General features: G+C 67.9%; 25 protein-coding genes. 9 read left to right on the top strand and 16 right to left on the bottom strand.

Translation table 11 applies throughout. From position 1 onward, the window contains the following. The first annotated feature begins 64 nt into the window (after positions 1-64). Positions 65-844: a sulfate transporter family protein gene (locus VQ042_RS03235; RefSeq protein ID WP_331815476.1), complete on the top strand. Its 780-nt coding sequence runs from the start codon at positions 65-67 to the stop codon at positions 842-844. Here the strand turns inward: VQ042_RS03235 and nth are convergent. Continuing rightward, positions 801-1,601, bottom strand: coding sequence for an endonuclease III (gene nth, locus VQ042_RS03240; RefSeq protein WP_442880014.1), 801 nt, complete (start codon positions 1,599-1,601; stop codon positions 801-803). The genes VQ042_RS03235 and nth overlap by 44 nt on opposite strands. 25 nt (positions 1,602-1,626) lie before the next feature. Here nth and VQ042_RS03245 point away from each other — a divergent pair, with 25 nt between their 5' ends. From VQ042_RS03245 to VQ042_RS03255, 3 genes are all read left to right on the top strand, one after another. Beyond that, complete coding sequence (locus VQ042_RS03245; RefSeq protein WP_331815480.1) at positions 1,627-2,136, top strand: DUF2244 domain-containing protein; 510 nt, start codon at positions 1,627-1,629, stop codon at positions 2,134-2,136. 86 nt (positions 2,137-2,222) lie between these two features. After that, positions 2,223-3,140, top strand: a complete 918-nt coding sequence (locus VQ042_RS03250) for a bifunctional helix-turn-helix domain-containing protein/methylated-DNA--[protein]-cysteine S-methyltransferase (RefSeq protein ID WP_331815482.1) — start codon at positions 2,223-2,225, stop codon at positions 3,138-3,140. A gap of 94 nt (positions 3,141-3,234) precedes the next feature. Then, entirely contained in the window at positions 3,235-3,930 is a 696-nt protein-coding gene (locus VQ042_RS03255) for an endonuclease III domain-containing protein (protein ID WP_331815484.1), read from the top strand. Positions 3,931-3,951: 21 nt separating this feature from the next. Here the strand turns inward: VQ042_RS03255 and VQ042_RS03260 are convergent, their stop codons facing one another. From VQ042_RS03260 to rph, 10 genes are all read right to left on the bottom strand, one after another. After that, positions 3,952-4,500 carry a formaldehyde-activating enzyme gene (locus VQ042_RS03260; RefSeq protein ID WP_331815486.1) on the bottom strand — a complete coding sequence of 183 codons (549 nt, stop codon included), beginning with the start codon at positions 4,498-4,500 and terminating at the stop codon, positions 3,952-3,954. Between the two features lie 105 nt (positions 4,501-4,605). Continuing rightward, a complete protein-coding gene (locus VQ042_RS03265) occupies positions 4,606-5,226 on the bottom strand; it encodes a 2,3-bisphosphoglycerate-dependent phosphoglycerate mutase (RefSeq protein ID WP_331815488.1) in 621 nt (206 codons plus the stop codon). Positions 5,227-5,281: 55 nt separating this feature from the next. Next, the gene (gene dapB / locus VQ042_RS03270; RefSeq protein ID WP_331815489.1) at positions 5,282-6,091 is read right to left on the bottom strand and encodes a 4-hydroxy-tetrahydrodipicolinate reductase; all 810 of its coding nucleotides are present in this window, start codon (positions 6,089-6,091) and stop codon (positions 5,282-5,284) included. A gap of 23 nt (positions 6,092-6,114) precedes the next feature. Next, positions 6,115-7,992: an ABC transporter ATP-binding protein gene (locus VQ042_RS03275; protein WP_331815490.1), complete on the bottom strand. Its 1,878-nt coding sequence runs from the start codon at positions 7,990-7,992 to the stop codon at positions 6,115-6,117. A gap of 120 nt (positions 7,993-8,112) precedes the next feature. Beyond that, positions 8,113-8,496 carry a YraN family protein gene (locus VQ042_RS03280; RefSeq protein WP_331815492.1) on the bottom strand — a complete coding sequence of 128 codons (384 nt, stop codon included), beginning with the start codon at positions 8,494-8,496 and terminating at the stop codon, positions 8,113-8,115. Beyond that, entirely contained in the window at positions 8,493-9,416 is a 924-nt protein-coding gene (gene rsmI, locus VQ042_RS03285) for a 16S rRNA (cytidine(1402)-2'-O)-methyltransferase (RefSeq protein ID WP_331815494.1), read from the bottom strand. Before rsmI ends, VQ042_RS03280 begins: the two co-directional genes overlap by 4 nt. Then, on the bottom strand, positions 9,413-9,847 hold the full coding sequence (locus tag VQ042_RS03290; protein ID WP_331815496.1) for a BrnA antitoxin family protein: 435 nt from the start codon (positions 9,845-9,847) through the stop codon (positions 9,413-9,415). Before VQ042_RS03290 ends, rsmI begins: the two co-directional genes overlap by 4 nt. A gap of 71 nt (positions 9,848-9,918) precedes the next feature. After that, positions 9,919-11,115 carry a radical SAM family heme chaperone HemW gene (hemW, locus tag VQ042_RS03295; protein ID WP_331815499.1) on the bottom strand — a complete coding sequence of 399 codons (1,197 nt, stop codon included), beginning with the start codon at positions 11,113-11,115 and terminating at the stop codon, positions 9,919-9,921. Next, on the bottom strand, positions 11,112-11,756 hold the full coding sequence (rdgB, locus tag VQ042_RS03300) for an RdgB/HAM1 family non-canonical purine NTP pyrophosphatase (RefSeq protein WP_331815501.1): 645 nt from the start codon (positions 11,754-11,756) through the stop codon (positions 11,112-11,114). Before rdgB ends, hemW begins: the two co-directional genes overlap by 4 nt. Next, on the bottom strand, positions 11,753-12,478 hold the full coding sequence (gene rph / locus VQ042_RS03305) for a ribonuclease PH (protein ID WP_331815503.1): 726 nt from the start codon (positions 12,476-12,478) through the stop codon (positions 11,753-11,755). The genes rdgB and rph overlap by 4 nt, the downstream gene beginning before the upstream one ends. A 216-nt stretch (positions 12,479-12,694) precedes the next feature. Between rph and hrcA the strand changes: the two genes are divergently transcribed. The 3 genes from hrcA to VQ042_RS03320 all read left to right on the top strand — a co-directional run bounded on the left by hrcA (position 12,695) and on the right by VQ042_RS03320 (position 15,192). Next, the gene (gene hrcA, locus VQ042_RS03310) at positions 12,695-13,804 is read left to right on the top strand and encodes a heat-inducible transcriptional repressor HrcA (RefSeq protein ID WP_331815506.1); all 1,110 of its coding nucleotides are present in this window, start codon (positions 12,695-12,697) and stop codon (positions 13,802-13,804) included. 130 nt (positions 13,805-13,934) lie between these two features. Further along, the gene (grpE, locus tag VQ042_RS03315; protein ID WP_331815509.1) at positions 13,935-14,657 is read left to right on the top strand and encodes a nucleotide exchange factor GrpE; all 723 of its coding nucleotides are present in this window, start codon (positions 13,935-13,937) and stop codon (positions 14,655-14,657) included. 76 nt (positions 14,658-14,733) lie between these two features. After that, positions 14,734-15,192 (top strand): DUF411 domain-containing protein, encoded by a 459-nt coding sequence (locus tag VQ042_RS03320; RefSeq protein ID WP_331815512.1) that lies wholly within the window; start codon positions 14,734-14,736, stop codon positions 15,190-15,192. Positions 15,193-15,280: 88 nt separating this feature from the next. On the opposite strand, the gene folD is transcribed toward VQ042_RS03320, so the two are convergent. The 5 genes from folD to VQ042_RS03345 form a co-directional block, all read right to left on the bottom strand. After that, on the bottom strand, positions 15,281-16,198 hold the full coding sequence (folD, locus tag VQ042_RS03325) for a bifunctional methylenetetrahydrofolate dehydrogenase/methenyltetrahydrofolate cyclohydrolase FolD (protein ID WP_331815515.1): 918 nt from the start codon (positions 16,196-16,198) through the stop codon (positions 15,281-15,283). A 97-nt stretch (positions 16,199-16,295) separates the two neighbouring features. Then, positions 16,296-16,865 (bottom strand): winged helix DNA-binding protein, encoded by a 570-nt coding sequence (locus tag VQ042_RS03330; protein ID WP_331815517.1) that lies wholly within the window; start codon positions 16,863-16,865, stop codon positions 16,296-16,298. 2 nt (positions 16,866-16,867) lie between these two features. Continuing rightward, a complete protein-coding gene (locus VQ042_RS03335; RefSeq protein WP_331815519.1) occupies positions 16,868-18,175 on the bottom strand; it encodes a TRAP transporter large permease in 1,308 nt (435 codons plus the stop codon). Next, positions 18,175-18,711 carry a TRAP transporter small permease gene (locus VQ042_RS03340; RefSeq protein WP_331815521.1) on the bottom strand — a complete coding sequence of 179 codons (537 nt, stop codon included), beginning with the start codon at positions 18,709-18,711 and terminating at the stop codon, positions 18,175-18,177. The genes VQ042_RS03335 and VQ042_RS03340 overlap by 1 nt, the downstream gene beginning before the upstream one ends. Positions 18,712-18,792: 81 nt before the next feature. Then, complete coding sequence (locus tag VQ042_RS03345) at positions 18,793-19,773, bottom strand: TRAP transporter substrate-binding protein (RefSeq protein ID WP_331815523.1); 981 nt, start codon at positions 19,771-19,773, stop codon at positions 18,793-18,795. A gap of 108 nt (positions 19,774-19,881) precedes the next feature. Here VQ042_RS03345 and VQ042_RS03350 point away from each other — a divergent pair, with 108 nt between their 5' ends. Both VQ042_RS03350 and VQ042_RS03355 read left to right on the top strand, forming a co-directional pair. Next, complete coding sequence (locus tag VQ042_RS03350; RefSeq protein ID WP_331815525.1) at positions 19,882-23,589, top strand: hydantoinase B/oxoprolinase family protein; 3,708 nt, start codon at positions 19,882-19,884, stop codon at positions 23,587-23,589. A 485-nt stretch (positions 23,590-24,074) separates the two neighbouring features. Continuing rightward, a complete protein-coding gene (locus tag VQ042_RS03355; RefSeq protein ID WP_331815527.1) occupies positions 24,075-24,812 on the top strand; it encodes a PAS domain-containing protein in 738 nt (245 codons plus the stop codon). Positions 24,813-24,886: the final 74 nt, after the last annotated feature.

Consider the following 24,886-nt stretch of genomic DNA (forward strand, 5'->3'; position numbering starts at 1 on the left):
GCCGGTGGCTGCGTTGCGGCAACTGCGGCGCGTGCCTATCTCGACAGGGCAGAAAGGATTCCCGATGATCTTCACCGCCGCCCGCCTGGCCCTCGCCGACATCTTCTCGCCGCCGTTCCGGGCCGCCCTGTGGAAGACCCTCGGCCTGACGGCGGTGGTGCTCGTGGCGCTCTGGTTCGGCATCGGCGCCCTCGCAGAGATCGTTGCGGTGCCCTTCCTGTCCAATCTCTTTCCGGACGATCTGAGCTGGATCGACGAGGCCGGCACCGCAGCCGGCTGGGCCGCCGGCCTGCTTCTGGCGGTGCTGCTGGCCTTCCTGATCGGCCCGATCAGCGCGATCATCGCCAGCCTGTTCCTCGACGACGTGGCGATGGTGGTCGAACGCGAGAGCTATCCGGCCGCGCCGACGGGCACTGCCATGGCGCTGCTGCCGGGCATCATCCTGTCGGTGAAATTCTTCGGCGTCGTCATCCTCGGCAATCTCCTGGCGTTGCTCCTCCTCCTGGTGCCGGGCGTCAACATCGCCGCCTTCTTCCTCGTCAACGGCTATCTGCTCGGCCGCGAATATTTCGAGTTCGCGGCGATGCGCTACCGCACCGAGGACGAGGCCAAGGCGGTCCGCAGCCGCCATGGCGGCACGGTCTTCGTCGCGGGTCTGCTGATCGCCTGTTTCCTGGCGGTGCCGGTGGTCAATCTCCTGACGCCGCTCTTTGCGGCGGCGCTGATGGTGCATCTGCACCAGCGGATCGCGGCCAGGACGGGCGGGCTGCCCGCGCCCGGCGATGGGCCGGCGCGCCGCGTCAGGGGAGCGGGCGAAGCGGCGCCGGAACGTCGTTCGTCTTGATCTCCGCCTTGCAGAGGTCCGCGATGACGCAGACCTCGCATTCCGGTTTGCGCGCCTTGCAGACATAGCGGCCGTGCAGGATTAGCCAGTGATGGGCGTGACGGCGGAAGGCCGGCGGGATCACCTTAAGGAGCCCCTGTTCCACCGCTTCCGGCGTCGTGCCGGGCGCCAGCTTCAGGCGGTTGCCGAGCCGGAAGATGTGGGTGTCGACGGCCAGCGTTTCCTCGCCGAAGGCGACGTTGAGGACGACGTTGGCGGTCTTGCGCCCGACGCCGGGCAGCGCCTCCAGGGAGGCGCGGTCGCCCGGCACCTCGCCGCCATGCTGTTCGACGATCGTGCGCGCCAGGGCAGCGACGTTCTTCGCCTTGTTGCGGTACAGCCCGATGGTGCGGATATGCTCGCGGATGGCATCTTCGCCCAGCGCTGCCATGGCCGCCGCGTTGTCGGCGACGCGAAACAGCGCGCCGGTCGCCTTGTTGACCCCGGCATCGGTCGCCTGCGCCGACAGGACGACGGCGACGAGGAGGGTGAAGGGATTGGTGTAGGCGAGTTCGGATTCGGGCTCCGGTCGCTGCACCGAGAAGCGCCGGAAGATCTCCGCGATCTCAGCCTCGCCGTAGGGGATCTTCACGCGCCGCGGCCGGCCCGGGCGCCGCGTCGCCGCGCGGGCCGGATGCCTGGCCGTCGCCGGGCGAGGCAATGCGCCGCTTTTGCCGCGCTTGACCCCTTGGCCGGATGGTCCAATCTTCTCGCTCATCATTGCCCTATAGCGAGACGACGCCGTGACTGACAATCGCGATGGCATTGGACAGCCCGACGACCTGTCGGAACGGCCGATCTTCGAAGCGCTGCTGACGCCCTACCGCTCGCTGGGGCGCCGCGGCTTCAACATCCTGATGGCCTTTGTCTGCATCGTCAGCGTCATCACCGGCCTGGCCTTCGTCGCCAAGGGCGCCTGGCCGGTCTTCGGCTTCTTCGGGCTCGACGTCCTGTTGATCTGGTGGGCGTTCAGGGCCAGCTACCGGTCGGCCAGGGCACGCGAACTGGTATCCGTCTCGCGCACCGATCTGGCGATCCGCAAGATCTCGCCGGCCGGAATCGTCCGCGAGACCCATTACAATCCCTTCTGGGCGCGGTTCAGCGTCGTCCGGCGCGAGGAGATCGGCATCACCCGCATGAGTGTCGAATCGAAGGAGGCCTCCACCGAGATCGGCGGGTTTCTCAATCCCGACGACCGCGAGAGCTTTGCCCGCGAATTCAATCGCGCGCTCCTGACCGCCAAGGGTCGCTGAATCGCCCGATAACGGCCGATCGGCCAGAAAACGGGTGGCGCAGGCCCCGCGCGACGGCGATGATCGGCCAGCAAGGGAGATTTGCCATGTTGTCGATCGCACCAGAGGCCACGGGGTACGAACAGGCCGCCGACCTCCGCTCCGCCGGTTCGGACGGTCTGGGCGACTACGATACGGTCCGCCGCACCATCGAGTTCATCTCGACCCATTACAGCGAGCAGCCGAGCCTGGGTGAGATCGCCGCGGCTCTCGGCCGCTCCGAAGAGGCGCTGACCTCGGTGTTCCGCCGCTGGGCGGGGCTGACGCCGAAGGCCTTCCTGCAGGCCGTCACCATGGACCATGCCAGGCGCCTGCTCGACGGCGGCGCCTCGCTGCTCGACGCGGCCTTCGAGGTCGGGCTGTCGGGCCCGTCGCGCCTGCATGATCTCTTCGTCAAGCACGAGGCCCAGTCGCCGGGCGCCTACAAGGCCAAGGGGGCGGGGATCGCTTTCGACTACGGCTTCCATGCCACGCCCTTCGGCCTGGCGCTGGTCGTCGCCACCGAGCGGGGCCTTGCGGGCATCGGCTTTGCCGAACCGGGCGATGGCGGCGAGGCGGCAGCCCTCGACGACATGCGGCGGCGCTGGCCGAAGGCGCGTTTCCAGGCCGCGCCGGATCTCACCGCGCCGCTGGCCCGGCGGATCTTCGAGCCGGGTCACTGGCAGAGCGAGCGCCCGCTGCGCGTGGTGCTGATCGGCACGGATTTCGAGATCCGTGTGTGGGAGACGCTGCTGACCATCCCCGTCGGGCAGGCGACGACCTATGCCAGCGTCGCATGGTGCATCGGTGCGCCGAAGGCCGCCCGCGCGGTCGGAGCGGCGGTCGGGCGCAACCCTGTTTCCTTCGTGGTGCCCTGCCACAGGGTGGTCGGCAAGTCCGGCGCGCTCACCGGCTATCACTGGGGCATCACCCGCAAGCGGGCCATGCTCGGCTGGGAAAGCGGCCTTCTGGCCCGGGACCGCTGAGCCGCGCCTCCTGGCGTTGCCGGGGCAAGCGGTCGCATCCGCCTCTTGCAGCCCGCGCCCTACCTCACCTTCGTGCATAGCGCGGGAGGGGTCGGTGTCGGCAGCGGGCAAGAGCGAGGCGGCGGCGGTGCTGCCGGCCGCGGAGATCGAGACGGTGTTCCGCCGTCTGGCCGCCGCGATGCCCGGACGCACGGCGACGGCGAAGGGGCCGAAGGACCAGCCCGATCCGTTCCGCTCGCTTGTCTCCTGCGTCCTCTCGGCCCAGAGCCTCGATCGCAACACGGCCGCGGCGGCCGAAGCGCTGTTTACGCTGGCAGCAACCCCGCAGGCCGTGCTGGCGCTGGGCGAAACGGACATCGCCCGGGCGATCCGACCCTGCGGCCTCTACAACATCAAGGCGCGCAACCTGACGCGGCTCTGCGACGCGGTCATCGAGCGCCATGGCGGGAACGTCCCGCAGGACCGAGAAGGGCTGATGGCGCTGCCGGGGGTGGGGCGCAAATGCGCCGACATCGTGCTTAGCTTCACCTTCGGGGCCGACATCATCGCCGTCGACACCCATGTCCACCGGGTGGCCAATCGCATCGGCCTGACGGCGGCGCGCTCGGCCGACGCCACGGCGGACCAGCTCGCCGCCCGCGCCCCTCACTGGGCGCAGGGCGACGGGCATTTCTGGCTGATCCAGTTCGGCAAGGCCGTGTGCGTTGCCCGCCGGCCCCGCTGCGAGGCCTGCATGCTGACCGATCTCTGCCGCTGGTTCGCGGCGAACCGCGACGGCGCCGCCCCCTGAGGGGCAGCGATCGCCGGGACCTCAGATCTTACCGTCGAGGCCCATCTGGTAGTATTTGTGGACGATCGTGTCCTGGTTCTCCAGGAGCCAGTCGATCGAAGGCTCGTTCGCCATCGCCTTGCGGATCGCCTGGATCATGCCCTTGCGATGGATGTCGAACAGCACCTTGTGGTCGAGGTCGGGCACGTCGACGATCGTCGGGGCGAGCCACACCGAGCAGATAATGCCGAGATCGTTGACCCGGTCCTTGGGCAGGATGCCCTCGCGCACGGCGTCGAGCACGCCGTTGGCGATGGCGAACTGGACCGTGCCCATCAGGATGTTGGTGTATTTCGGATCGTCGACGGTCACCTTCGACACGCAGAGCGTGACCGGGCGGACCATGATGTCGGTGTTGAGCAGCGCGAAGACGCGGCTGTGGCCCTTCACCTGGTCGCCGGTGAGCGTGGCGAGGGCGGTGCCGACCGGCCCGTCGAGCTCGCCGATGACGACTTCGGGCTCGGCGGCTGTGCCCGGAGGGCCGCCGGCGACGAGGGCTTCGCCGCTGCGCAGGACGATACGGTCGGTCATGATGGCATTCTCTCAGCTGTTTCGGGCGCCCGCCGCGCCCTAGCAGGTCCCGCCCGCGCACTCAAACCCGCCGGCGGAGGCAGGTTCGAGCGAACGGCGCAGATATCAGCCTTCCAGCACGGTCTTTTCGGCGACGCTGGTGTCGGCGTTGAGCCGGTAGACGATCGGCACGCCCGTGGCGATTTCCTGGCCGACGATCTCCTCGCCGGTCAGCCCGTCCAGCGCCATCACCATGGCGCGCAGGGAATTGCCATGGGCGGCGACCAGCACCGTGCCGTCATTCATCACCTTCGGCAGGATGTCGTGGATGTAATAGGGCCAGACGCGGGCGCCGGTGTCCTTGAGGCTCTCGCCCCCCGGTGGCGGCACGTCGTAGGAGCGGCGCCAGACATGCACCTGCTCCTCGCCCCATTTGGCACGGGCATCGTCCTTGTTGAGGCCGGACAAATCGCCATAGTCGCGCTCGTTCAGGGCGACGTTGCGGATCGTCTCCAGCCCGGTCTGGCCAAGCTCGGCCAGCATCAACGTCAAGGTGCGCTGGGCGCGGGACAATTCGCTGGTGAAGGCGATGTCGAAACGGAGACCCGCCGCCTTCAGCCGGCGCCCGGCATCGGCGGCTTCCTCGACGCCTTTCTCGGTCAGGTCGGGGTCCTTCCAGCCGGTGAAGAGGTTCTTGAGGTTCCAGTCGCTCTGGCCGTGGCGGACGAGGACGAGGGTTCTGGACATGGCGGGGACCTTTCCTGTGCGTCGGATCAAACGGGCGGGCCGTCGGGGGCGGTCGTCAGAGGCCGAGGACGTCGGCCATGGTGTAGAGGCCGGGCGAGCGGTCCTTCGCCCAGAGTGCGGCACGGACGGCGCCGCGGGCGAAGATCGCCCGGTCCGTCGCCAGATGGGAAATCTCGATGCGCTCGCCCTCGCCGGCGAGGATCACCGAATGCTCGCCGGTGACCGAGCCGCCGCGCAACGTCGCAAAACCGATGGCGCCCTCGGGGCGCGGTCCGGTATGGCCGTCGCGCACCCGCACGCTGTTGGCGGCCAGATCGATACCGCGGCCCCTGGCGGCGGCCTCGCCCAGAAGCAGTGCGGTGCCCGACGGCGCATCCACCTTGTGCCGGTGGTGCATCTCGAGGATCTCGATGTCGAAGGCTTCCGGCCCGAGCGCCCGGGCAGCCTTCTCGACCAGGCCGGCGAGGAGATTGACGCCGAGGCTCATATTGCCGGACTTGACGATGCGCGTGCGCTCGGCGCAGGCGGCGATCGCCGCATCCTGCTCGTGCGAGCAGCCGGTGGTGCCGACGACATGGACGAGCCCGCGGTCGGCGGCGCGCTCGGCCATCGCCACGGACGCGTCCGGTGCGGTGAAGTCGATGATGCCGTCGGCGCCTTCGAGGGCCGCGTCGATGTCGGCGGTGATGGTGATGCCCAGCGTGCCGGCGCCGGCAAGCATGCCTGCATCCTGGCCGATCGCCTCCGAACCCTGGCGCTCGACCGCGCCGGACAGGACGGCGCCCTCGGTCTCGCCGATCACCGTGATCAGCGTGCGGCCCATGCGGCCGGCGGCTCCCAGGACGACCAGCTTCATCGCGGACATGTCCTCACTCCCTTGTCGCGGCCTCACGCGTCAGCGCGGACGGACGCGGCGATCGTCTCGGGCTGCGTTTGCGTCCCGGCACCGCGATCGCTCGACTGCAGGCCGTGGAACCGGGCATAGAGTCCGTCGCGGCGTCCGACAAGTTCCTCGTGGCTGCCGCGCTCGATGATCTCGCCGCCGTCGACGACCAGGATCTGGTCGGCGCCGACGATGGTCGAGAGGCGATGGGCGACGACGAGCACCGTGCGGTTCTTCATCGCCTCGTCCAGCGCGGCCTGCACCAGCGTCTCGGACCGTGTGTCGAGGGCCGAAGTCGCCTCGTCCAGCAGAAGGATCGGGGCGTTGCGCACCAGCGCACGGGCGATCGACAGTCGCTGGCGCTGGCCGCCCGACAGCGAGATGCCGTTTTCGCCGAGCGGCGTGTCGTAGCCCTGGGGCTGGGTGAGGATGAATTCCTCGGCCTGGGCCTGGCGGGCGGCCTCGGCGATTTCCGCGTCGCTGGCGTCGGGGCGGCCAAGACGGATGTTTTCGCGGATCGTGCCCTCGAAGAGATACGGCGTCTGCGGGACGTAGGCGATCTGCCCGCGCAGCGAGACGGTCGCCACCTCGCGGATGTCCTGGCCGTCGATGCGGATGGCGCCGTCGGAGACGTCGTAGAAGCGTTGCAGGAGCGAGATCACGGTGGATTTGCCGCCCCCCGACGCGCCGATCAGCGCGGTGGTGCGGCCGGGACGGGCAGTGAAGCTCATGCCCTTGAGCACCGGCTCGCCCGGATAATAGGCAAAGCCGACATCCTCGAAGACGATCTCTCCCCGATCGACGGCGAGCGCTGGCGCGCCGGGCTTGTCGGCCTGGCCGGGCTTCAGGTCGAGAATCTCGTAGATCATCTGGGCGTTGACCAGCGCCCGTTCGAGCTGCACCTGCAGCTTGGCGAGGCGCCGGGCCGGGTCATAGGCCAGCAGCAGCGCCGTGATGAAGGCGAACATGGCGCCCGGCGAATAGCCGTAGACTATGGCGCGGTAGCCCGAATAGGCGATCACCCCAGCAATGGCGAGGCCGGCGACGATCTCGGTCACCGGCGTCGTGCGCTCGGTGATGACCGCGATGCGGTTGGACCGTTCCTCGGCGCCCAGGATCAGCGTCTCGATCCGTTCGCGCAGGGGCTTTTCCATGGTGAAGGCCTTCACCACGGTGATCCCCTGGGCCGCCTCCTGGATCGAGCCGAGCACCCTGGCATTGAGGTCGATCGATTCGCGCGTGACCACCCGCAGCTTGCGGGCCAGGCTGCCGATCATCAGCGCGATGGGCGGGCCGGCGATCAGCGCGATCATCGACAGGAGCGGGTCCTGATAGATCATCACGAAGACCAGGAAGATCAGTGTGAGGAGATCGCGGGCGATCGAGGTGACCGTCAGGTTCAGCGTATCGCGGATACCGGCGACGTTCTGGTTGATCCGTGCAGCCAGGTGCGCCGAGCGGTTCTCGCCGAAGAAATCGACCGACAGGGCCATCAGATGGGCGAACAGCCGACGCTGGTAGCGGGCGACGATATGGTTGCCGATCCGGGCCAGGATCACGCCCTGGCCGTAGGTCGCAAGGCCGCGTACGGCGAAGGCGATGAAGACGACGATCGGCAGCGTGACGATCGCGGTGCGGTTCTGGTTGACGAAGATGTCGTCGATCACGCTGCGCATGATCCAGGCGAGAAACGCCGTCGAGGCCGCCACGAGGACGAGGCAGACGATCGCCAGTGCGTATTGGCGCAGGAACTGGCGGCCGTTCTCCTGGATGATCCGCTTGAGCAGACGCAGCACGAGGCCGCGCTCGTCCGGCTTGGTCAGGGAGATCCGCTTCTTTTTCTTCACGCTGGCGGTCTGCCGGGATGTCGATTTCTTGCTCATCGCGACGTCCTATAGAGCGTCATGCGCCCGGTGCCTATCGTGGCAGACCGTGCGGGCCGTGCGGTGCGTCGGAAATGCACCCGGATTGACCGATCGGCAACGGTTGGCGTCGCGCAGAAGTCAGTCGCGGGGCTGCCAGGCACCCGGCACATGGACGGGCCAGCGCCGCGGCAGCACGGCGACGATGTCGAACCGCCGGGAGAGGCGCGCGAAATCGTGTCGGCGCGCGATCCACAGATCCGCCGCCGCCTCGATCCGGCGCTGGGCCTGGGGGCCGACGGCGTCCATCGCCTGCGTCAGTGTCGCACGGGCCTTCACCTCGACGAAGGCGACGAGGTCGCCGCGCCGGGCGATGAGGTCGATCTCGCCGCCCCTGGTGCGGTGGCGCACGGCCAGGATGCGATAGCCCTTCAGGCGCAGCGCCCAGGCCGCCAGCCATTCGCCGCGATGGCCCTTGTGAAAGCCGCGGCGCCGGCGGGCGAGCGAGGCGTCGCCGGATGTCACCGGCGGTCCTTGAGGGCGAGGGCGCGCTGGTAGAGGTCGCGCCGCCCGAGGCCGGTCAGCCGGGCCGCTTCCTGCGCCGCCTGGGTCGGCTTCATCTCGGCGAGCAGCCCCGTCAGGATGGCGTCGGCATCGGCCTCGCTCGCCGCTTGGGGGGCATCGGGCGGGGCGATGCAGACGACGATCTCGCCGCGCACCCGCTCCATGGCGGCGAATTCGGCGGCGAGCTCGGCCAGCGTACCGCGATAGATGGTCTCGAACGCCTTGGTGAGCTCGCGGCAGACGGCCGCCTGGCGCGGGCCGAAGGCGCCCTGCATGGCTGCGAGGCTGTCGGCGATCCGGTGTGGCGCCTCGAAGAAGACCAGCGTGCCGGGAATGCGGGCCAGATCCTCCAGCCGGCTCGCACGGGCCTGCTCCTTCTGGGGCGGAAAGCCGGCGAAGAAGAAGGAGTCCGACGGCAGGCCCGAGGCCAGCAGCGCGGCCAGCGCCGCCGACGCACCGGGAATCGGCACGACGGGAATGTCCGCGGCGATCGCCTCCCGGACCAGCCGGTAGCCGGGATCGGAGACCAGCGGCGTGCCGGCGTCGGACACCAGCGCCACCGACAGGCCTGCCGCCAGGTCGGCGAGAAGCGCGGCCCCGGCCTCCTCGGCATTGTGCTCGTGATAGGCGGTCATCCGCCGCTCGATGCCGAAGCGGGCCAGCAGCTTGGCGGTGACGCGCGTGTCCTCGCAGGCGAGGCGATCGGCGCCGGCGATGAGTTCGAGGCCGCGCAGGGTCACGTCGCCGAGATTGCCGATCGGGGTCGCCACCAGATAGAGCCCGGGCTCCGGCCTGGGCGCCGTCTGCGCGGCATCGCGGATGCGGTAGCGGCGGGTGGGGGCATGCTCGCTGGTCGGTGTGGGAAGACTATCAGGCTTCACTTGGCGATGGACTGCTTCAGCGTTTCGTCGATCCGTGCCTGCCAGCCTGGCCCCGTGGCCTCGAAGTGGGACACGACTTCCGGGTTCAATTCGAGCGAAACCGCGACCTTGCCGGACGGCGTCATCGGTCCCCGCGTGCCGCCGAACTGCGCGAGAGTCTCCGGGGACAAGGCCGCTTCGGGCGATTTGGCCCTCCGGAAATCCGCCTCGGTCCACTCCGGATTGTCGATGTCTGTGACGGGCTCTCTGCTGTTGCCGGACATAGCGTTCGAACTCCTTTTGTGGGCACGACGAAGGCTGATCGGACGGACCGCGCCATCATCATGGCGGTCATCCTCGATCGCCATCCGCAGATCCATGTCCACCGTTCTGGCCAAGGATATGCCATGCTTTCCAAGATCGTCGGCATCCTTGGCGGGATCGAAGTCCAACGCACGACAGCTTCGGCCAGTGGCAGTCGCCGGCTTTTATACAGGGCGGCCGGGCTTCGACAAAATCGGCCTCAGGCGAGATCGGCGACCACGGCATCGAGGACGAGCATGCCGGCGGGGGTGGCGCGCAGGCGGTCGGGGCCGAGGCGTTCGACCATGCCGTGGGCCCGCAGGTCGGCTTCGCTGACCGGATCGAGATCGCGGCCGGTCAGCTTGCGCCAGCGCCTGAGGTCAGTGCCTTCGGTCAGCCGCAGACCCATCAGCAGCAACTCGTCCGCCTGCTCGGTCGGGCTCAGCAATTCGTCGACCACCGCCCCGTTGTCCCAGGACTCGACCATCTTCAGCCAGGTTTCCGGCAGCGGCTCGTTGGAGATGGCATGGCGTCCGCCCGGGCCCATCAGCCGGCCATGCGCGCCCGGACCGACGCCGGCATAGAGGCCATAGCGCCAGTAGGTCAGGTTGTGGCGGGATTCGGCGCCCGGAACGGCGTGATTGGAAATCTCGTAGGCCGGCAGGCCGCGAGCCGCGGTAATCTGCTGCGTCGCCTCGTAGAGATCGGCCGACAGGTCGCCATCCGGCACGATCAGCTTGCCCGCCTTGTGCAGCGCGTAGAAGGGCGTGCCCTCCTCGATGGTCAGCTGGTACAGCGACAGGTGATCGGCGGCGAGGTCGATCGCCTGGTTCAGCTCGGCCTCCCAGGCCGAAACGGTCTGGTCGGGCCGGGCATAGATCAGGTCGAAGGACAGGCGCGGGAAGATCTCGCGGGCGAGGCCGATCGCATGCAGGGCCTGCTCCACGTCGTGCAGCCGGCCGAGCAGCTTCAAATCGCGGTTGTTCAGCGCCTGCACGCCGAGCGATACCCGGTTCACACCGGCCGCGTGGTAGCCGCGGAAGCGCTCCGCCTCGACGCTGGACGGATTGGCTTCCAGCGTGATCTCGGCGCCCTCGGCGATGGTCCAGTTCGCCGCCACCGCCTCGAGGATCCGCCCGACGGTCGCCGGTTCCATCAGCGATGGCGTGCCGCCGCCCAGGAAAATGGAGGTGACGGTCTCGCCCGCCGAGCGGCGCGCCGCTTCGGCCAGTTCCCGCTCGAAGGCCGCCGCATAGCGCGCCTGGTCGACCGGCTTGTGGCGGACATGGCTGTTGAAGTCGCAGTAGGGGCACTTGGCCGCGCAGAACGGCCAGTGCACATAGACGCCGAATCCGGGCGCGCGCGATTGCGGCTCGAAGGCGAGAACGTCAGGGCCTGGGCGGGAATGGATCGTCATTCGACTCCGAGTGCGTCGCGCGCGAATTTCTGGAAGGCCCGGGCCCGGTGCGACATGGCGGTCGGCTGGCCGGGCTTCCAGGCGTGCTTTTCCGCCGACATCATCTCGCCGAAGGTGCGGTCGCTGTGGTCGGGCAGGAAGATCGGATCATAGCCGAAGCCGAGATCGCCGCGGGGCGGCCAGACGATGGTCCCCTCGACTTCACCACGAAAGAGATGTGTTCCGCCTGAGGGGTCCGCAAGGCAGAGCACCGCGACGAACTGCGCCCGGCGCGTCTCGGGCGTCGTCGCGCCGGCGGCCTGCAGCTTTTCCTCGACATTGCGCATGGCCATGGCGAAGTCGCGGTCCGGTCCGCCCCAGCGCGCCGAATAGATGCCCGGATCGCCGTTCAGCGCATCGATGGCGATGCCGCTGTCGTCCGATAGCGAGACGAGGCCCGTGGCGCCCATGGCGGCCAGCGCCTTGATCTCGGCATTGGCCTCGAAGGTCGTGCCGGTCTCTTCGGGATCGTCGAGGCCCTTGTCCTTCGCCGAGGTCACCTCGAAGCCGAAGGGCTCCATCAGCTCGCGGATCTCCCAGATCTTTCCGAGATTGTGGCTGGCGACGAGGAGCGGGCCGTCCTTCGGGTCGAGACGCTTCATTGCGCGGCCTCGATGGCCTGGCGCTGCATGGTGACGAGGTCGTTGATCCCCTTGCGGGCGAGATCGAGGAGCTTCAGGAACTCGTCCTGCGAGAACGGCGTGCCTTCGGCCGTGCCCTGGATCTCGACGATGCCGCCGGTGCCGGTCATGACGAAATTGGCGTCGGTCTCGGCGGTGGAATCCTCCGGATAGTCGAGGTCGAGCACGGGCTCGCCCTTGTAGATGCCGCAGGAGATCGCCGCCACGTGGTCCTTCAGCACCTTGGCCGGGTCGACCATGGCGCGCTGGCCCATCCATGCGAGGCAGTCTGCCAGCGCCACGTAGCCGCCGGTGATCGCCGCGGTGCGGGTGCCGCCATCGGCCTGGATGACGTCGCAATCCACCGTGATCTGGCGCTCGCCGAGGGCCTGCAGGTCGACCACGGCGCGCAGGGAGCGGCCGACGAGGCGCTGGATTTCCTGGGTGCGGCCCGACTGCTTGCCGGAGGCCGCCTCGCGGCGCATGCGGTCGCCGGTGGCGCGCGGCAGCATGCCGTATTCGGCGGTTACCCAGCCCTTGCCGGAATTCTTCAGCCAGCCCGGCACGCGCTCTTCCAGGCTCGCCGTGCACAGCACATGGGTGTCGCCGAACTTGACGAGACAGGAGCCCTCGGCGTGACGCGAATAGTTCCGCTCGAGGCTGACGGGCCGCAATTCGTCAAAGGCGCGTTTGGATGGCCGCATGATGGGATCCTGACAATCGGTCCTGGAGAAGGGGATAAATGCTTCGGGTTGCGCCGGGCTTGTATCGGCGATGGCCCGACGGATCAAAGATTTTCGCGCCGGGCATTGCGGCAAGCCCCGCGGGCGCGGCGCCGTGCTGTTTTGACGGGCAGGAACGGCTTGGCGCCGCCCCGTGCAGTCCCTATAGTCTTTCCATGCGGGAAACGATGCCACGCCATGACTGAGTTCCGCTTGCCCATCAGCGATTTGGCATCCGGCGCACTGCCGCTGGACGAACGCTCGCGGGAAATCTTCCGGCTGATCGTCGAAAGCTATCTCGACATCGGCGAGCCAGTGGGCTCGCGCATGCTGTCGCGGCTCCTGACCAATGCGCTGTCGCCGGCCTCGATCCGCAACGTCATGAGCGATCTGGAAGCGCTGGGCCTGATCTACTCGCCCCATGTCAGCGCCGGTCGCATGCCGACCGAGTTGGGCCTGCGCTTCTTCGTCGACGCCTTCCTGGAGGTCGGCGATCTCGGCTCATCCGAACGCGAGGAGATAGAGGAGAAGGTTCGCGTGTCGGGGGATGGACGCCCGTTCGAATCGCTGCTGACCGAGGCCAGCCAGCTCCTGTCGGGCCTGTCGCGCGGCGCCGGTATCGTGCTGACCTCCAAGACCGATCTGCGGCTCAAGCATATCGAATTCATCCGGCTGGAGCCGACCAAGGCGCTGGCCGTGCTCGTCGGCGCCAATGGCGACGTGGAGAACCGGATTCTCGACCTGCCGGCCGGCGTGACCGCCTCGCAGCTCGTCGAGGCCGGAAACTTCCTCAACGCCCATATCGTCGGCCGCACCCTCGGCGAGGCGAGCGAACTGATCGCCCAGCTCAAGGACGACACCTCGACCGCCCTCGACTTCCTGTCGCGCGATCTGGTCGAGAAGGGGCTGGCGGTCTGGTCCGGTGCCTCGGCCGACCAGCCGGCGCGGCTGATCGTGCGCGGCCGCGCGAACCTTCTGGAAAACGTCACGGCCTCGGAGGACCTCGAGCGTCTGCGCCTGCTGTTCGACGATCTGGAGACCAAGAGCGGCATCATCGAACTGCTCGGCCTTGCCGAGAAGGGCAATGGCGTGCGGATCTTCATCGGCTCGGAGAACAAGCTGTTCTCGCTGTCGGGCTCCTCGCTGGTGGTCGCGCCCTATCAGGGCGGCGGCGAAAGCGTGATCGGCGCGGTCGGCGTCATCGGTCCCACGCGCCTCAACTACAAGCGCATCGTGCCCATGGTGGACTACACCGCGCGCATCGTCTCGCGGCTGCTGACCTCCGGCGCGGCCGCCCGCGAGGCTTGATTTTCCGTCCCGTCAATTCGATATGCGGCGCGACAACGATTTTCCGCCGCATTCGGCCGCATTCGGTGGTTCGCGTGGGCGACCCCGCCGACGGATCGCGGAAATTGGCCCCGACACGAGGTGATGACGCATGAGCGATACCGGCAAGCGCGAACAGGACGAAGCCCGCAACCGGGCGGCTGACACCGCCTCCAGCGATCGGTCGGATCCGGCGAGCGAGGCGGAAGCCCGGCGTGCCGCCAACGCCAATGGCGGGTCCCATGCCGAGCCCGCGAGCGGTTTTGCCGATTCCGACAACGCGGCGGCGGCTGACGCCGAACGCATCGCCGCGCTGGAAGCCGAGAACGCCGACGTCAAGGATCGCCTGCTGCGGCTGGCCGCCGACATGGAGAATCTGCGCCGGCGCACCGAGCGCGAGGTCAAGGACGCGCGCACCTATGCGGTGACCGGTTTTGCCCGCGAGATCCTGTCGGTCGCGGACAATCTGCGCCGTGCGCTGGAAGCGGTGCCGGCCGAGGCCAAGGCCGGCGGCGAGGGCGGCCTGATCGGCCTCATCGACGGCGTCGAGGTCACCGAGCGCTCGCTGCTCGGCACGCTGGACAAGCACGGCGTGAAGAAGCTCGATCCCGAAGGCCAGCGCTTCGACCCGAACTTCCACCAGGCGATGTTCGAGATCCCCAACACCGACGTGCCGAACGGCACCGTCCTGCAGGTCGTGCAGGCCGGCTACGCCATCGGCGACCGGGTGCTGCGCCCGGCCATGGTGGGTGTCTCCAAGGGCGGTCCCAAAGCGTCGGCCGCCAAGCCCGCCGAGGCCGCTTCCGCCGCGCAGGATGCCGGCGACACCATCTGATCGCCACAAGACCCGCCGAGTGTTCGCAGATCGCGGGTGCAGCCCGCGCTTCGGATTTTACAGAGGACCGCGGCCCATGACGAAGCCCCTCGTTTCCATCGCTGTGTCCGCCGTGCTGCTCATGCTCGGTACGATGGCGGCCCGCGCCGACCACGCCGACCGCCACATGTCGGTGTGGAAGTCGCCGACCTGCGGCTGCTGCGAGGCCTGGACCGACATCGCCCGCGAGCACGGCTTCGACGTGACGGTGACGAACACCGACGAGATGTCGCCGATCAAGCGCGCGGCCGGTGTGCCGGCGGCGATGGAGGGCTGCCACACGGCGACGATCGACGGGTATGTGATCGAGGGTCACGTGCCGATGGACGCGATCGACCGGCTGCTGGCCGAGCGGCCCGCGCTGGCCGGCCTGTCGGCGCCGGGCATGCCGATGGGTTCGCCCGGCATGGGCGACGATCCGGACGCCCGCTACGATGTCTACGGTTTCGGCGGCGATACCGCGCCGGCGGTCTATCAGCAGGTAGGGCCCCGCTGACACCGCGTTGACGTTGCCCGCCAAGGCCATCAGCAGGTGGCGCACGGCAGCGGCTCACCGTACCGCCCGATCCTGTGTCGGCCCAGCGTCAGAAACGCGGCGGGGTACGGCCGGCGGCGCGGCAGGCTGCCACCAGCGTATTGGCCATCAGCATGGCGATGGTCATCGGCCCGACCCCGCCGGGCACCGGCGTAATCGCGGCGGCCTTCGTCGCTGCCGCCTCGAAGGCGACATCGCCGACGAGCCGCGTCTTCACCGACCCGTCCGGGTTGGTGCCCTTATCCGGCGCGTCGATGCGGTTGATGCCCACATCGATCACCACCGCACCGTCCTTCACGTAGTCCGCACCGATCATCTCCGGCCGGCCGACGGCCGCGACCAGGATGTCGGCGCCCCGGCAGATGCCGGGCAGGTCCTTCGTGCGCGAATGGGCGATGGTCACGGTGGCGTTGGCGGCGAGCAGGAGCTGCGCCATCGGCTTGCCGACGATGTTGGAGCGCCCGACGATCACCGCGTTGCGGCCCGACAGGTCGTCGCCGAGGACGTCGCGGATGAGGATCATCGCGCCGGCCGGCGTGCAGGGCACGAAGGCCTCGTCGACCGCCCCGGTGGACAGCCGCCCGACATTGACCAGGTGAAAGCCGTCGACATCCTTGTCAGCGTCGATCGCCTGGATCACCTTGCCCTCGTCGATCTGCTTCGGCAGTGGCAGCTGGACGAGGATGCCGTGGATTTCGGGATCGCCGTTGAGATCGGCGATCAGGTCGAGCAGCGCAGTCTCCGACGTGTCGGCGTCGAGCACGTGCTTGACCGACTTGAAGCCGCATTCGACGGCGCGCCGGGCCTTGGAGCCGACATAGACCTGGCTCGCCGGGTCCTCGCCGACGATCACCACCGCCAGCCCCGGCTGGACTCCCGTGTCGGCCGTCAGCCCCGCCGTCGCCGCCGTGACCTCCTCGATGATCCGCGCCGCGCGCCCCTTGCCGTCGATCGTCCGTGCCGTCATGCGTCGGTTCCCCAATGGCGGTGCCGGGTTGCTTCTTAAGGCAGATGGCCGGTGCGGGGGAAGAGGCGGGGTTCAAGCCAACAAGCCATTGCAGGTCTCACAGGCTCGCCGCCGTGCGCGCTGCCTGGTCGTAATGGCCCGACAGAACCCGCAGGAGGCGGGCGACGCTGGACAAGGCGTCGGAGGAGATGCCGAGTTCCTGGGCGCCGGAGACGAGGATGCGTTCGCGCAGTTCCTTGTAGCGCCGGCATGCGGCCTCGCCTTCGGGGGTGATCGAGACCAGCCGCTCCTTGCCGGATTTTTCCCGCGCCACCAGCCCCTTCGCCTCCAGCTTGCGGATCGCATAGGTCGCCAGATGGGTGTCCTCGATGCCCAGCACGAGGCAGATGTCGGCGAGGCGCTTGGGCTTGCCGCGATGGGTCACCGTGTGGAGGACGAGGATCTCGGTCGCCGTCAGACCGGGCTGGCCGGCGGCGGTCATGCAGCGGATCATCCAGCGCTCGAAGGCATGGCCGGCGAGGATCATGCCAAACTCCACCTCCGACAGCGCCGGCATGGCGCCGTCGGCCAGATGCGCCGAGGAGACGATCGGCCCGAACCCGCCGGCGGGTTCGGCGGCGGCCGTCCCGGTGCCCTCATGTCGGGTGTCGTCATCCTTTCCGGCCATGCTCAGCCCCCGGAAAACATCGTGCGCGGCAGATAGAGGGCGAGGTCCGGAAAGACTGCGAGCAGCACCACCATCAGCGCCAGGAGGCAGAAGAACGGCGCCGTGGCGGCCGCGATCCTGAAGATGTTCTGTCCGGTCAGGCCCTGGATGACGAAGAGGTTGAAGCCGACCGGCGGGGTAATCTGCGCCATCTCCACGACGATGACGAGATAGATGCCGAACCAGACGAGATCGAAGCCGGCCTGGGTCACCAGCGGCATGATCACCGAGGTGGTCAGCACCACCATGGAGATGCCGTCGAGGAAGCAGCCGAGCACCATGAAGAACAATGTCAGCGCGGCCAGCAGGGCCAGGGGAGAGAGTTCGAGCGAGCCGATCCAGGTGGCGAGTTCACGCGGCAGGCCGGTGAAGCCCATCGCCGTGGTGACCACCGCCGCGCCGGCGAGGATGAAGGCGATCATCGCCGAGACCCGCGTCGCCGCCATCAGTCCCTCGCGGAAGCTTTGCCATTCGAGCGAGTTCTGCGCCCGCGCGATGACCAGCGCCAGCACGACGCCGATCACCGCCGCCTCGGTCGGCGAGGCGATGCCGCCGTAGATCGAGCCGATGACGCCGGCGATCAGCAGGATGGTCGGCAGGATGCGGGCGAGCGAGCGAAGGGCGCTTTCCTTGACGATGACGTCGGCGGCAGCCGGGATGAGCGACGGCTTCAGCGTCGTGATTAGCGCGACATAGCCCATGAACAGGAGCGCCAGCAGGATGCCCGGCACGACGCCGGCGATGAACAGGCGGGCGATCGATTCCTCCACCGCCGCGCCGTAGACGATGAGGATGATCGAGGGCGGGATCAGCAGCCCCAGCGTGCCGGAGCCGGCGAGCGAGCCCATGGCGATCCGCTCGTCATAGCCGCGCTCCTTCAGTTCCGGCAGGGAGATCTTTCCGATCGTCTGGGTGGTCGCCGCCGAGGAGCCGGAGATGGCCGCGAAGATGGCGCAGCCGACGATGTTGACGTGGATCAGCCGGCCCGGCAGCCGCCGCATCAGCGGCGCGAGACCGGCGAAGAGGTCTTCCGACAGCTTCGAGCGGAAGAGGATCTCGCCCATCCAGATGAACATCGGCAGGGCGGTGAGGTCCCAGGAGGTCGATGCCGACCAGAAGGAGGTGGCCAGGATCTGCGCGTCGGGCAGGGCCGGCCTGGTGAGCAGCGCGGCGAGCGCCGTCAGGGTCAGGGCGAGCGCGACCCACAGGCCCGAGGCAAGCGCGCCGAAGAGGACGACAACGAGCAGCAGCGAGACTTCGAAGACGCCCATCAGACGCCGCCTCCGCTGCCGGCGATGCGGTCCTGCCCGCGGAAGGCCAGCACGGCTTCGTCGACGAGGGCGACGGCGAAAAGGAAGAGACCCAGGGCCAGCGTCGCCTGGGGCAGGGCGAGCGGAACGGCGACCATGCCGTAGGAGACGTCGCCGTAGCTGAAGCTCTTCAACGCCAGCCCCCCGGCGGCATAGGCCCCGAACAGCGCGACCCCGGCGCCGAGAAGGGCAACGATCCCGTCGACGCTCTGGCGCGCCCGGGCGGGCAGTCGCTGGGTGACGAGATCGACGCGGATATGGACGTTCTTCGCCAGCGTGTCGGCGAGCGCCAGGAAGGTCGCGCCGGCGAGCAGGAAGCCGGCGATCTCGGCGAGCGAGGGCACGGCGAAGCGCGTCGGCGTCGCCCCCAGGCTGATCAGTGCGAAATCGAGGAGCCGCGCGCCCACCTGCAGGGCGACGAGAACGAGAATGGCGACAAGGCAGAGGGCGGCGATGCCGCCGGCCACGCTGTAGATCGTATCGAGGATCCGACGCATCGGCGCTCCGGGCAGGTTGGTGGGCGGGCTCGGGGCCAGAGACGGGCGGCGTTGGCCGCCGCCCGTTTCACGATGCGAGGATCAGTTGCGATAGGCCTCAAGCAGGGCCGCGCCGTCTTCCCCGGCCGACTGCTTCCAGGATTCGGTCAGCGTCTCGCCGATCTTCTGGAAGTCCGCCTTCATCTGCTCGGACGGCTCGTTGACCGAGATGCCGTTCTCCGACAGCGTCTTGGTGGCGCTTTCGGTCTCGGCGACCGAAGCCTCCCAGCCGCGGGTCTCGGCGGCGGCGGCAGCCTCGGTGATGGCGGTCTGGGCCTCGGCCGGCAGGGCGTCGAAGGCCGACTGGTTGACGATCACCATGTTGCGCGGGAGCCAGGCGTTGAGGACGTAGTAATTGGACAGGAAGTCCCAGGCCTTGGTGTCGACGCCGGTCGAGGGCGAGGTCATCATCGCCTCGACGCGGCCGGTCGAGAAGGCGGTCGGCACGTCCGAGGCCTCGATCTGGGTGGGCACCATGCCCGCCTCGTTGGCGATCGCCTCGGTCGAGGTGTTGTAGGCGCGGAACGACTTGCCGCCGAGCTCGGCGACGGAATCGACGGCGTCCTTGGTGTACAGGCCCTGCGGCGGCCACGGCACCGAGAACAGGAGCTTCAGGCCATCCCTGGCCAGCGCCTCTTCCATCATCGGCTTCTGCGCGTCGTAGAGCTTCTTCGCGTCATCGTAGCTGGTGGCCAGGAAGGGCACCGAATCCGCGCCGTAGATCGGATTCTCGTTCTCCAGCCGCGACACCAGCAGCTCGCCGATCGGCACGATGCCGTCGCGGACGGAATTCTTGATGTCGGGATGCTTGATCAGCGACTGGTTCGGGTGCTGGGTGATCTGGACGGCGTCGCCGGCCGCCGCATTCACGTCCTCGATGAAGGTGGCGATGTTGGTTTCGTGGAAATTGCCTTCCGCATAAGGGGTCGGCATGTCCCAGGCGGCCTGGGCGAGGGCGGCGCCCGGCAGGGCCAGAGTAGCGGCAAGCGTGATCGTCGACAGATGCTTCATCACAGTCTCCATGGCTGTTTCCGGAGGAAAGACTTCCACGAAAATTGCCCTCCGTCAAACACGCTGATAATCTGTCGATAAATCGTCGACAACGATGAATTCTTGAGCGGAGTGCCGAAGATGAGTGCAATCAACAGCGGCAAGTGGGACTTCTGGGTCGACCGGGGCGGCACCTTCACCGACATCATCGGCCGCGACCCCGAGGGCGGGCTGCATCCGCGCAAGCTCCTGTCGGAAAATCCCGGTGTCTACGAGGATGCCGCGCTGGAGGGCATTCGCGACCTCCTGGGCCTGGACGGCGACGCGCCGATCGTCGCCGATCGCGTCGGCACGGTGCGCATGGGCACGACGGTCGCCACCAATGCCCTGCTTGAGCGCAAGGGCGACCGCACCCTGCTGCTCATCACCAGAGGTTTCCGCGACGCGCTGAAGATCGCTTACCAGGCCCGGCCGGACATCTTCGCCAAGGAGATCATCCTGCCCGAACAGCTCTACGAGCGGGTCGAGGAGGTCGGCGAGCGGGTCCTGGCCGACGGCACGCTGGAGTGCGAACTGGACGAGGCGGACGCGCGCCGGGCGCTGGCGGCGGCCAAGGCGGACGGCATCGATGCGGTCGCCATCGTCTTCATGCATTCCTGGCGCTACCCGGCCCATGAGCAGCGCGCCCGCGCCCTCGCCGAAGAGGCCGGCTTTTCCCAGATCTCGGTCAGCCACGAGGTCTCGCCGCTGGTCAAGATCGTCGGACGCGGCGACACCACCGTGGTCGATGCCTATCTGACGCCGATCCTGTCGCGCTATGTCAGCCAGGTCGCCGCGGCGCTGGGCGCCAGCACCGATGACGCGGCGGCGCCGTCCCTGCAGTTCATGATGTCCTCGGGTGGCCTGACCGCCGCCGATCTCTTCCAGGGCAAGGACGCGATCCTGTCGGGTCCGGCCGGCGGCGTCGTGGGAATGGCCGAGACCGCCCGGCTGGCCGGCCAGGAGAAGGTGATCGGCTTCGACATGGGCGGCACGTCCACCGACGTGACCCATTTCGCCGGCGCCTACGAACGGGCGCTGGATTCGGAGGTCGCGGGCGTGCGCATCCGCGCGCCGATGATGCGCATCCACACGGTGGCGGCCGGCGGCGGCTCGATCCTGCATCTCGACCAGGGCCGCTTCCAGGTCGGGCCGGATTCGGCCGGCGCCCATCCGGGACCGGCGGCCTATGGCAAGGGCGGCCCGCTGACCGTGACCGACGCCAATGTCATGCTCGGCAAGCTGAAGCCCGCTTTGTTTCCGGCGGTGTTCGGGCCCGACCGCAACCAGCCGCTCGATGCCGATGTCGTCACCGGGAAATTCGCGGCGATGGCGGCCGAACTGGGCGACGACCGGGACCCACGGCAGATCGCGGAGGGCTTCCTGACCATCGCGGTCGAGAACATGGCCAATGCCATCAAGAAGATCTCGGTGCAACGCGGCTACGATGTCTCGCGCTACCTGCTCAACTCCTTCGGCGGCGCCGGCGGCCAGCATGCGTGCCTCGTCGCCGACGCCCTGTCGATGGAGCGGGTGCTGATCCATCCAATGTCGGGCCTTTTGTCGGCCTACGGCATCGGCCTGTCCTCGCTGTTCTCATCGCGCAGCAAGGCATTGGTCGCGCCGCTGGAGGAAGCGTCGCGCGGTGCCATCGACGGACTGGCGGCGGATCTGGCGAAGGCGGTGGCCGGCGAACTCGCCGCACAGGGCGTTGGCGCCGAGCGCATCGACACGACGCGGCTCCTGCAGCTGCGCTATGACGGCACCGACACGACGCTCCCTGTGGTCTATGCCGACGACTTCGCGGTAGCGCGACAGGATTTCGAGGCGGCGCACCGGGCCCAGTTCGGCTTCGTCTACGAGAACCGCCCGATCGTGGTGGAGAATGTCTCGGTCGAGGGCGCCGAGCGCCGAGAGGCGAGCGACGACGCTGGCGAGAGCGATGTCGCCGCCTATGACGCGAAAACCTCCGAGACCGGCCGCATCTTCACCGGCGGCACCGAGCGCGAGGCCGGCATCTTCCGCCGCGAGGCGCTCGAACTGGGCGCCCGCATTGCTGGGCCCGCGCTGATCGTCGAGCCCAACCAGACCATCGTCGTCGAGCCGGGCTGGTCCGCGGAAATCACCGCGCGCAACGACGTCCTCCTGACCCGCACCGAGAAGAAGGCGCGCCACGCAGCGCTTGGTACGGCGAAGGCCGGCTCCGGCGAGGCTGGCGCCGATCCGGTGTTGCTGGAAGTCTTCAACAATCTCTTCATGTCGATCGCCGAGCAGATGGGCGTGACGCTGCAGAACACCGCTTCCTCGGTGAACATCAAGGAACGGCTGGACTTTTCCTGCGCCGTCTTCGACGCCACCGGTGCGCTCGTCGCCAACGCCCCGCACATGCCGGTGCATCTGGGCTCCATGGACCGCTCGGTGGAAACGATCATCGCCCAGAACAGGGACGCGATCCGGCCGGGTGACGTCTTTGCCCTCAACGCGCCGTACAATGGCGGCACCCACCTGCCGGACATCACCGTCGTCACGCCGGTCTTCGACGAGGCCAAGCAAGCGGCGCCCGGTGCCGAAGGCAGGAGTGGAGCGACAGGAGACCCCCGCATCCTGTTCTATGTCGCCTCGCGCGGGCACCATGCCGATGTCGGCGGCATCGCGCCCGGCTCGATGACGCCGCGCGCCACCAGGGTCGACGAGGAGGGCGTCCTGATCGACAATCTCCGGCTCGTGGACGGCGGCACCTTCCAGGAAGACGAATTGCGGCGGGTCCTGACCGACCACCCCTATCCCGCCCGCAATCCGGACCAGAACATCGCCGACCTGAAGGCGCAGATCGCGGCCAACGAGAAGGGCGTCGCCGAACTGCGCAAGATGGTCGAGACCTTCGGCCTCGACACCGCCCGCGCCTATATGGCCTTCGTCCAGGACAACGCCGCCGAGGCGGTGCGCCAGCTCATCGACGGGCTGGATGATTGTTCGTACGAATATCCCACCGATACGGGCCAGATCATCAAGTTGGCGATCACCATCGACCGGGCGGCCCGGGAGGCGACGGTCGACTTCACGGGCACCTCGCCGTCGATGGGCAACAATTTCAACGCCCCCGAGCCGGTGACGCGGGCCGCCGTGCTCTATGCGTTCCGGGTGATGGTGGAAAAGCCGATCCCGATGAATGCGGGTTGCCTGCGGCCGGTTCGCATCGTCGTCCCCGAGGGCTCGATGCTGAAGCCGCAATACCCGGCCGCCGTGGTCGCCGGCAATGTCGAGACCTCCCAGCACGTCACCAATGCGCTGTTCGGCGCCTTCGGCGCGCTGTCCAATTCGGAGGGCACGATGAACAACCTGACCTTCGGCGACGCGCGCTACCAGTATTACGAGACCATCTGTTCGGGCTCGCCGGCCGGGCGCATGAATGACGGGCGCAGCTTTGCCGGCACCTCCGGCGTGCATGTCCATATGACCAATTCGCGCCTGACCGATCCCGAGATCCTGGAGATGCGCTATCCGGTGGTGCTGGAGGATTTCCATATCCGCCGGGGCTCGGGCGGCGGCGGCGAGAAGGCCGGCGGCGACGGCACGGAACGCACCATCCGTTTCCTGCAGACCATGGACTGCGCCATCCTGTCCTCGCACCGCACGCTGCCGCCCAGGGGAATCGCCGGCGGCGGCGACGGCGAGATGGGCCGCACCGAAGTGCGCCGCCTGGATGGCCGGCTGGAACGGCTGGAAGGCTGCGACCAGACCGTGCTGGAGGCCGGCGACGCGGTGATCGTCACGACGCCGACGCCCGGTGGCTACGGCTCGCCCGCATAGGCAAGCGGCGCCGGGCCTGACCGGCATTTGCCCTGGCGCTTTGCGCGCTCATCCTGTTGTCCGGCCTGTCATCCTGGATGGCCGGCTGCTTCGCCACGCGCGTTTCCGAAGATCTCGGCCGGGCCGAATGGGATGACGTTCGAGGAGTCGCGGCGATCCCGCCAGTGCGGTCGACAACAAAGGCCCTTTCGGGCTGCCACGCAGATGGTCTTGTTGCGGCAACGGGACGTCAGCCGAGTGGAAACTGGTTCCATCACGAGTGCGTGAAGAGTAAGTTGAAATCATTTTGGGTGTATACTTTTAGGTTGGCCGAATTAACCGGATGTTTACACGTGTGTCGTAGTAACATGGCAAGATAAGCTAAAGGCTCACGCTGCCTGTTGCCCGCTACCCGACGCTCTTCCGGTGCGTCGGGTAGCGGGGGACGCAGCCAGTCGCCCTAAGCGCGCACACATTCTTCCCCATTCAAGAGAAAGATCGTTCGTATGACCTTGTTCGGACGCGACGCCGCCAATGTCCTGAGTGCAATGGGCAAATCGCTCGCCATCATCGAGTTCGACCCGTCCGGGAAGATCCTCTCGGCCAACGGCAATTTCTGTGCGGCCATGGGCTACGGCGAAAGCGAGATCGTCGGCCGCCATCACCGCATCTTCGTCGAGCCCGCCCAAGCCAATACTGCCGAATACCGGGCCTTCTGGCGCAGGCTCGCGGACGGCGAGTTCGTTGCCGGCGAGTTCAAGCGCATCGGCAAGGACGGTGACGAGATCTGGCTCCAGGCCTCCTACAACGCGGTGCGCAACCGCGCGGGCAAGGTCTACAAGGTCGTCAAGTTCGCCAGTGACATCACGGCCGGGAAACTCGAGGCTGTTGCCACGACCGGCAAGCTCGACGCGATCAACCGCGCCCAGGCCATCATCGAATTCGACGTCGATGGCCGGAACCTCTCCGCCAACGACAATTTTCTTGGCGCGATGGGCTATACTCTCGGCGAGATTGCCGGGCGCCACCACAGCATGTTCGTGGATACGGCGCATGCCCGCTCCACCGACTATGCCGAGTTTTGGGCAAAGCTGCGCGGTGGCGAGTTCGTGACGGGCGAGTTCCGGCGCATCGGCAAGGGCGGCCAGGACGTCTGGATCCAGGCATCGTACAATCCGATTTTCGACATGAACGGATCGGTGGTGCAGGGCAATCGGGTGAAGAAGGTGATGACAAGCGGCTGAAGAGCTGAATCTTTCGAACTCCTCTGATTCTTGCGGGAGGAGATTTCGATGGTGGAGAGCGATGGCGATTTTGT

The sequence above is a fragment of the Aurantimonas sp. A2-1-M11 genome (assembly GCF_036549475.1).
GTDB lineage: Bacteria > Pseudomonadota > Alphaproteobacteria > Rhizobiales > Rhizobiaceae > Aurantimonas.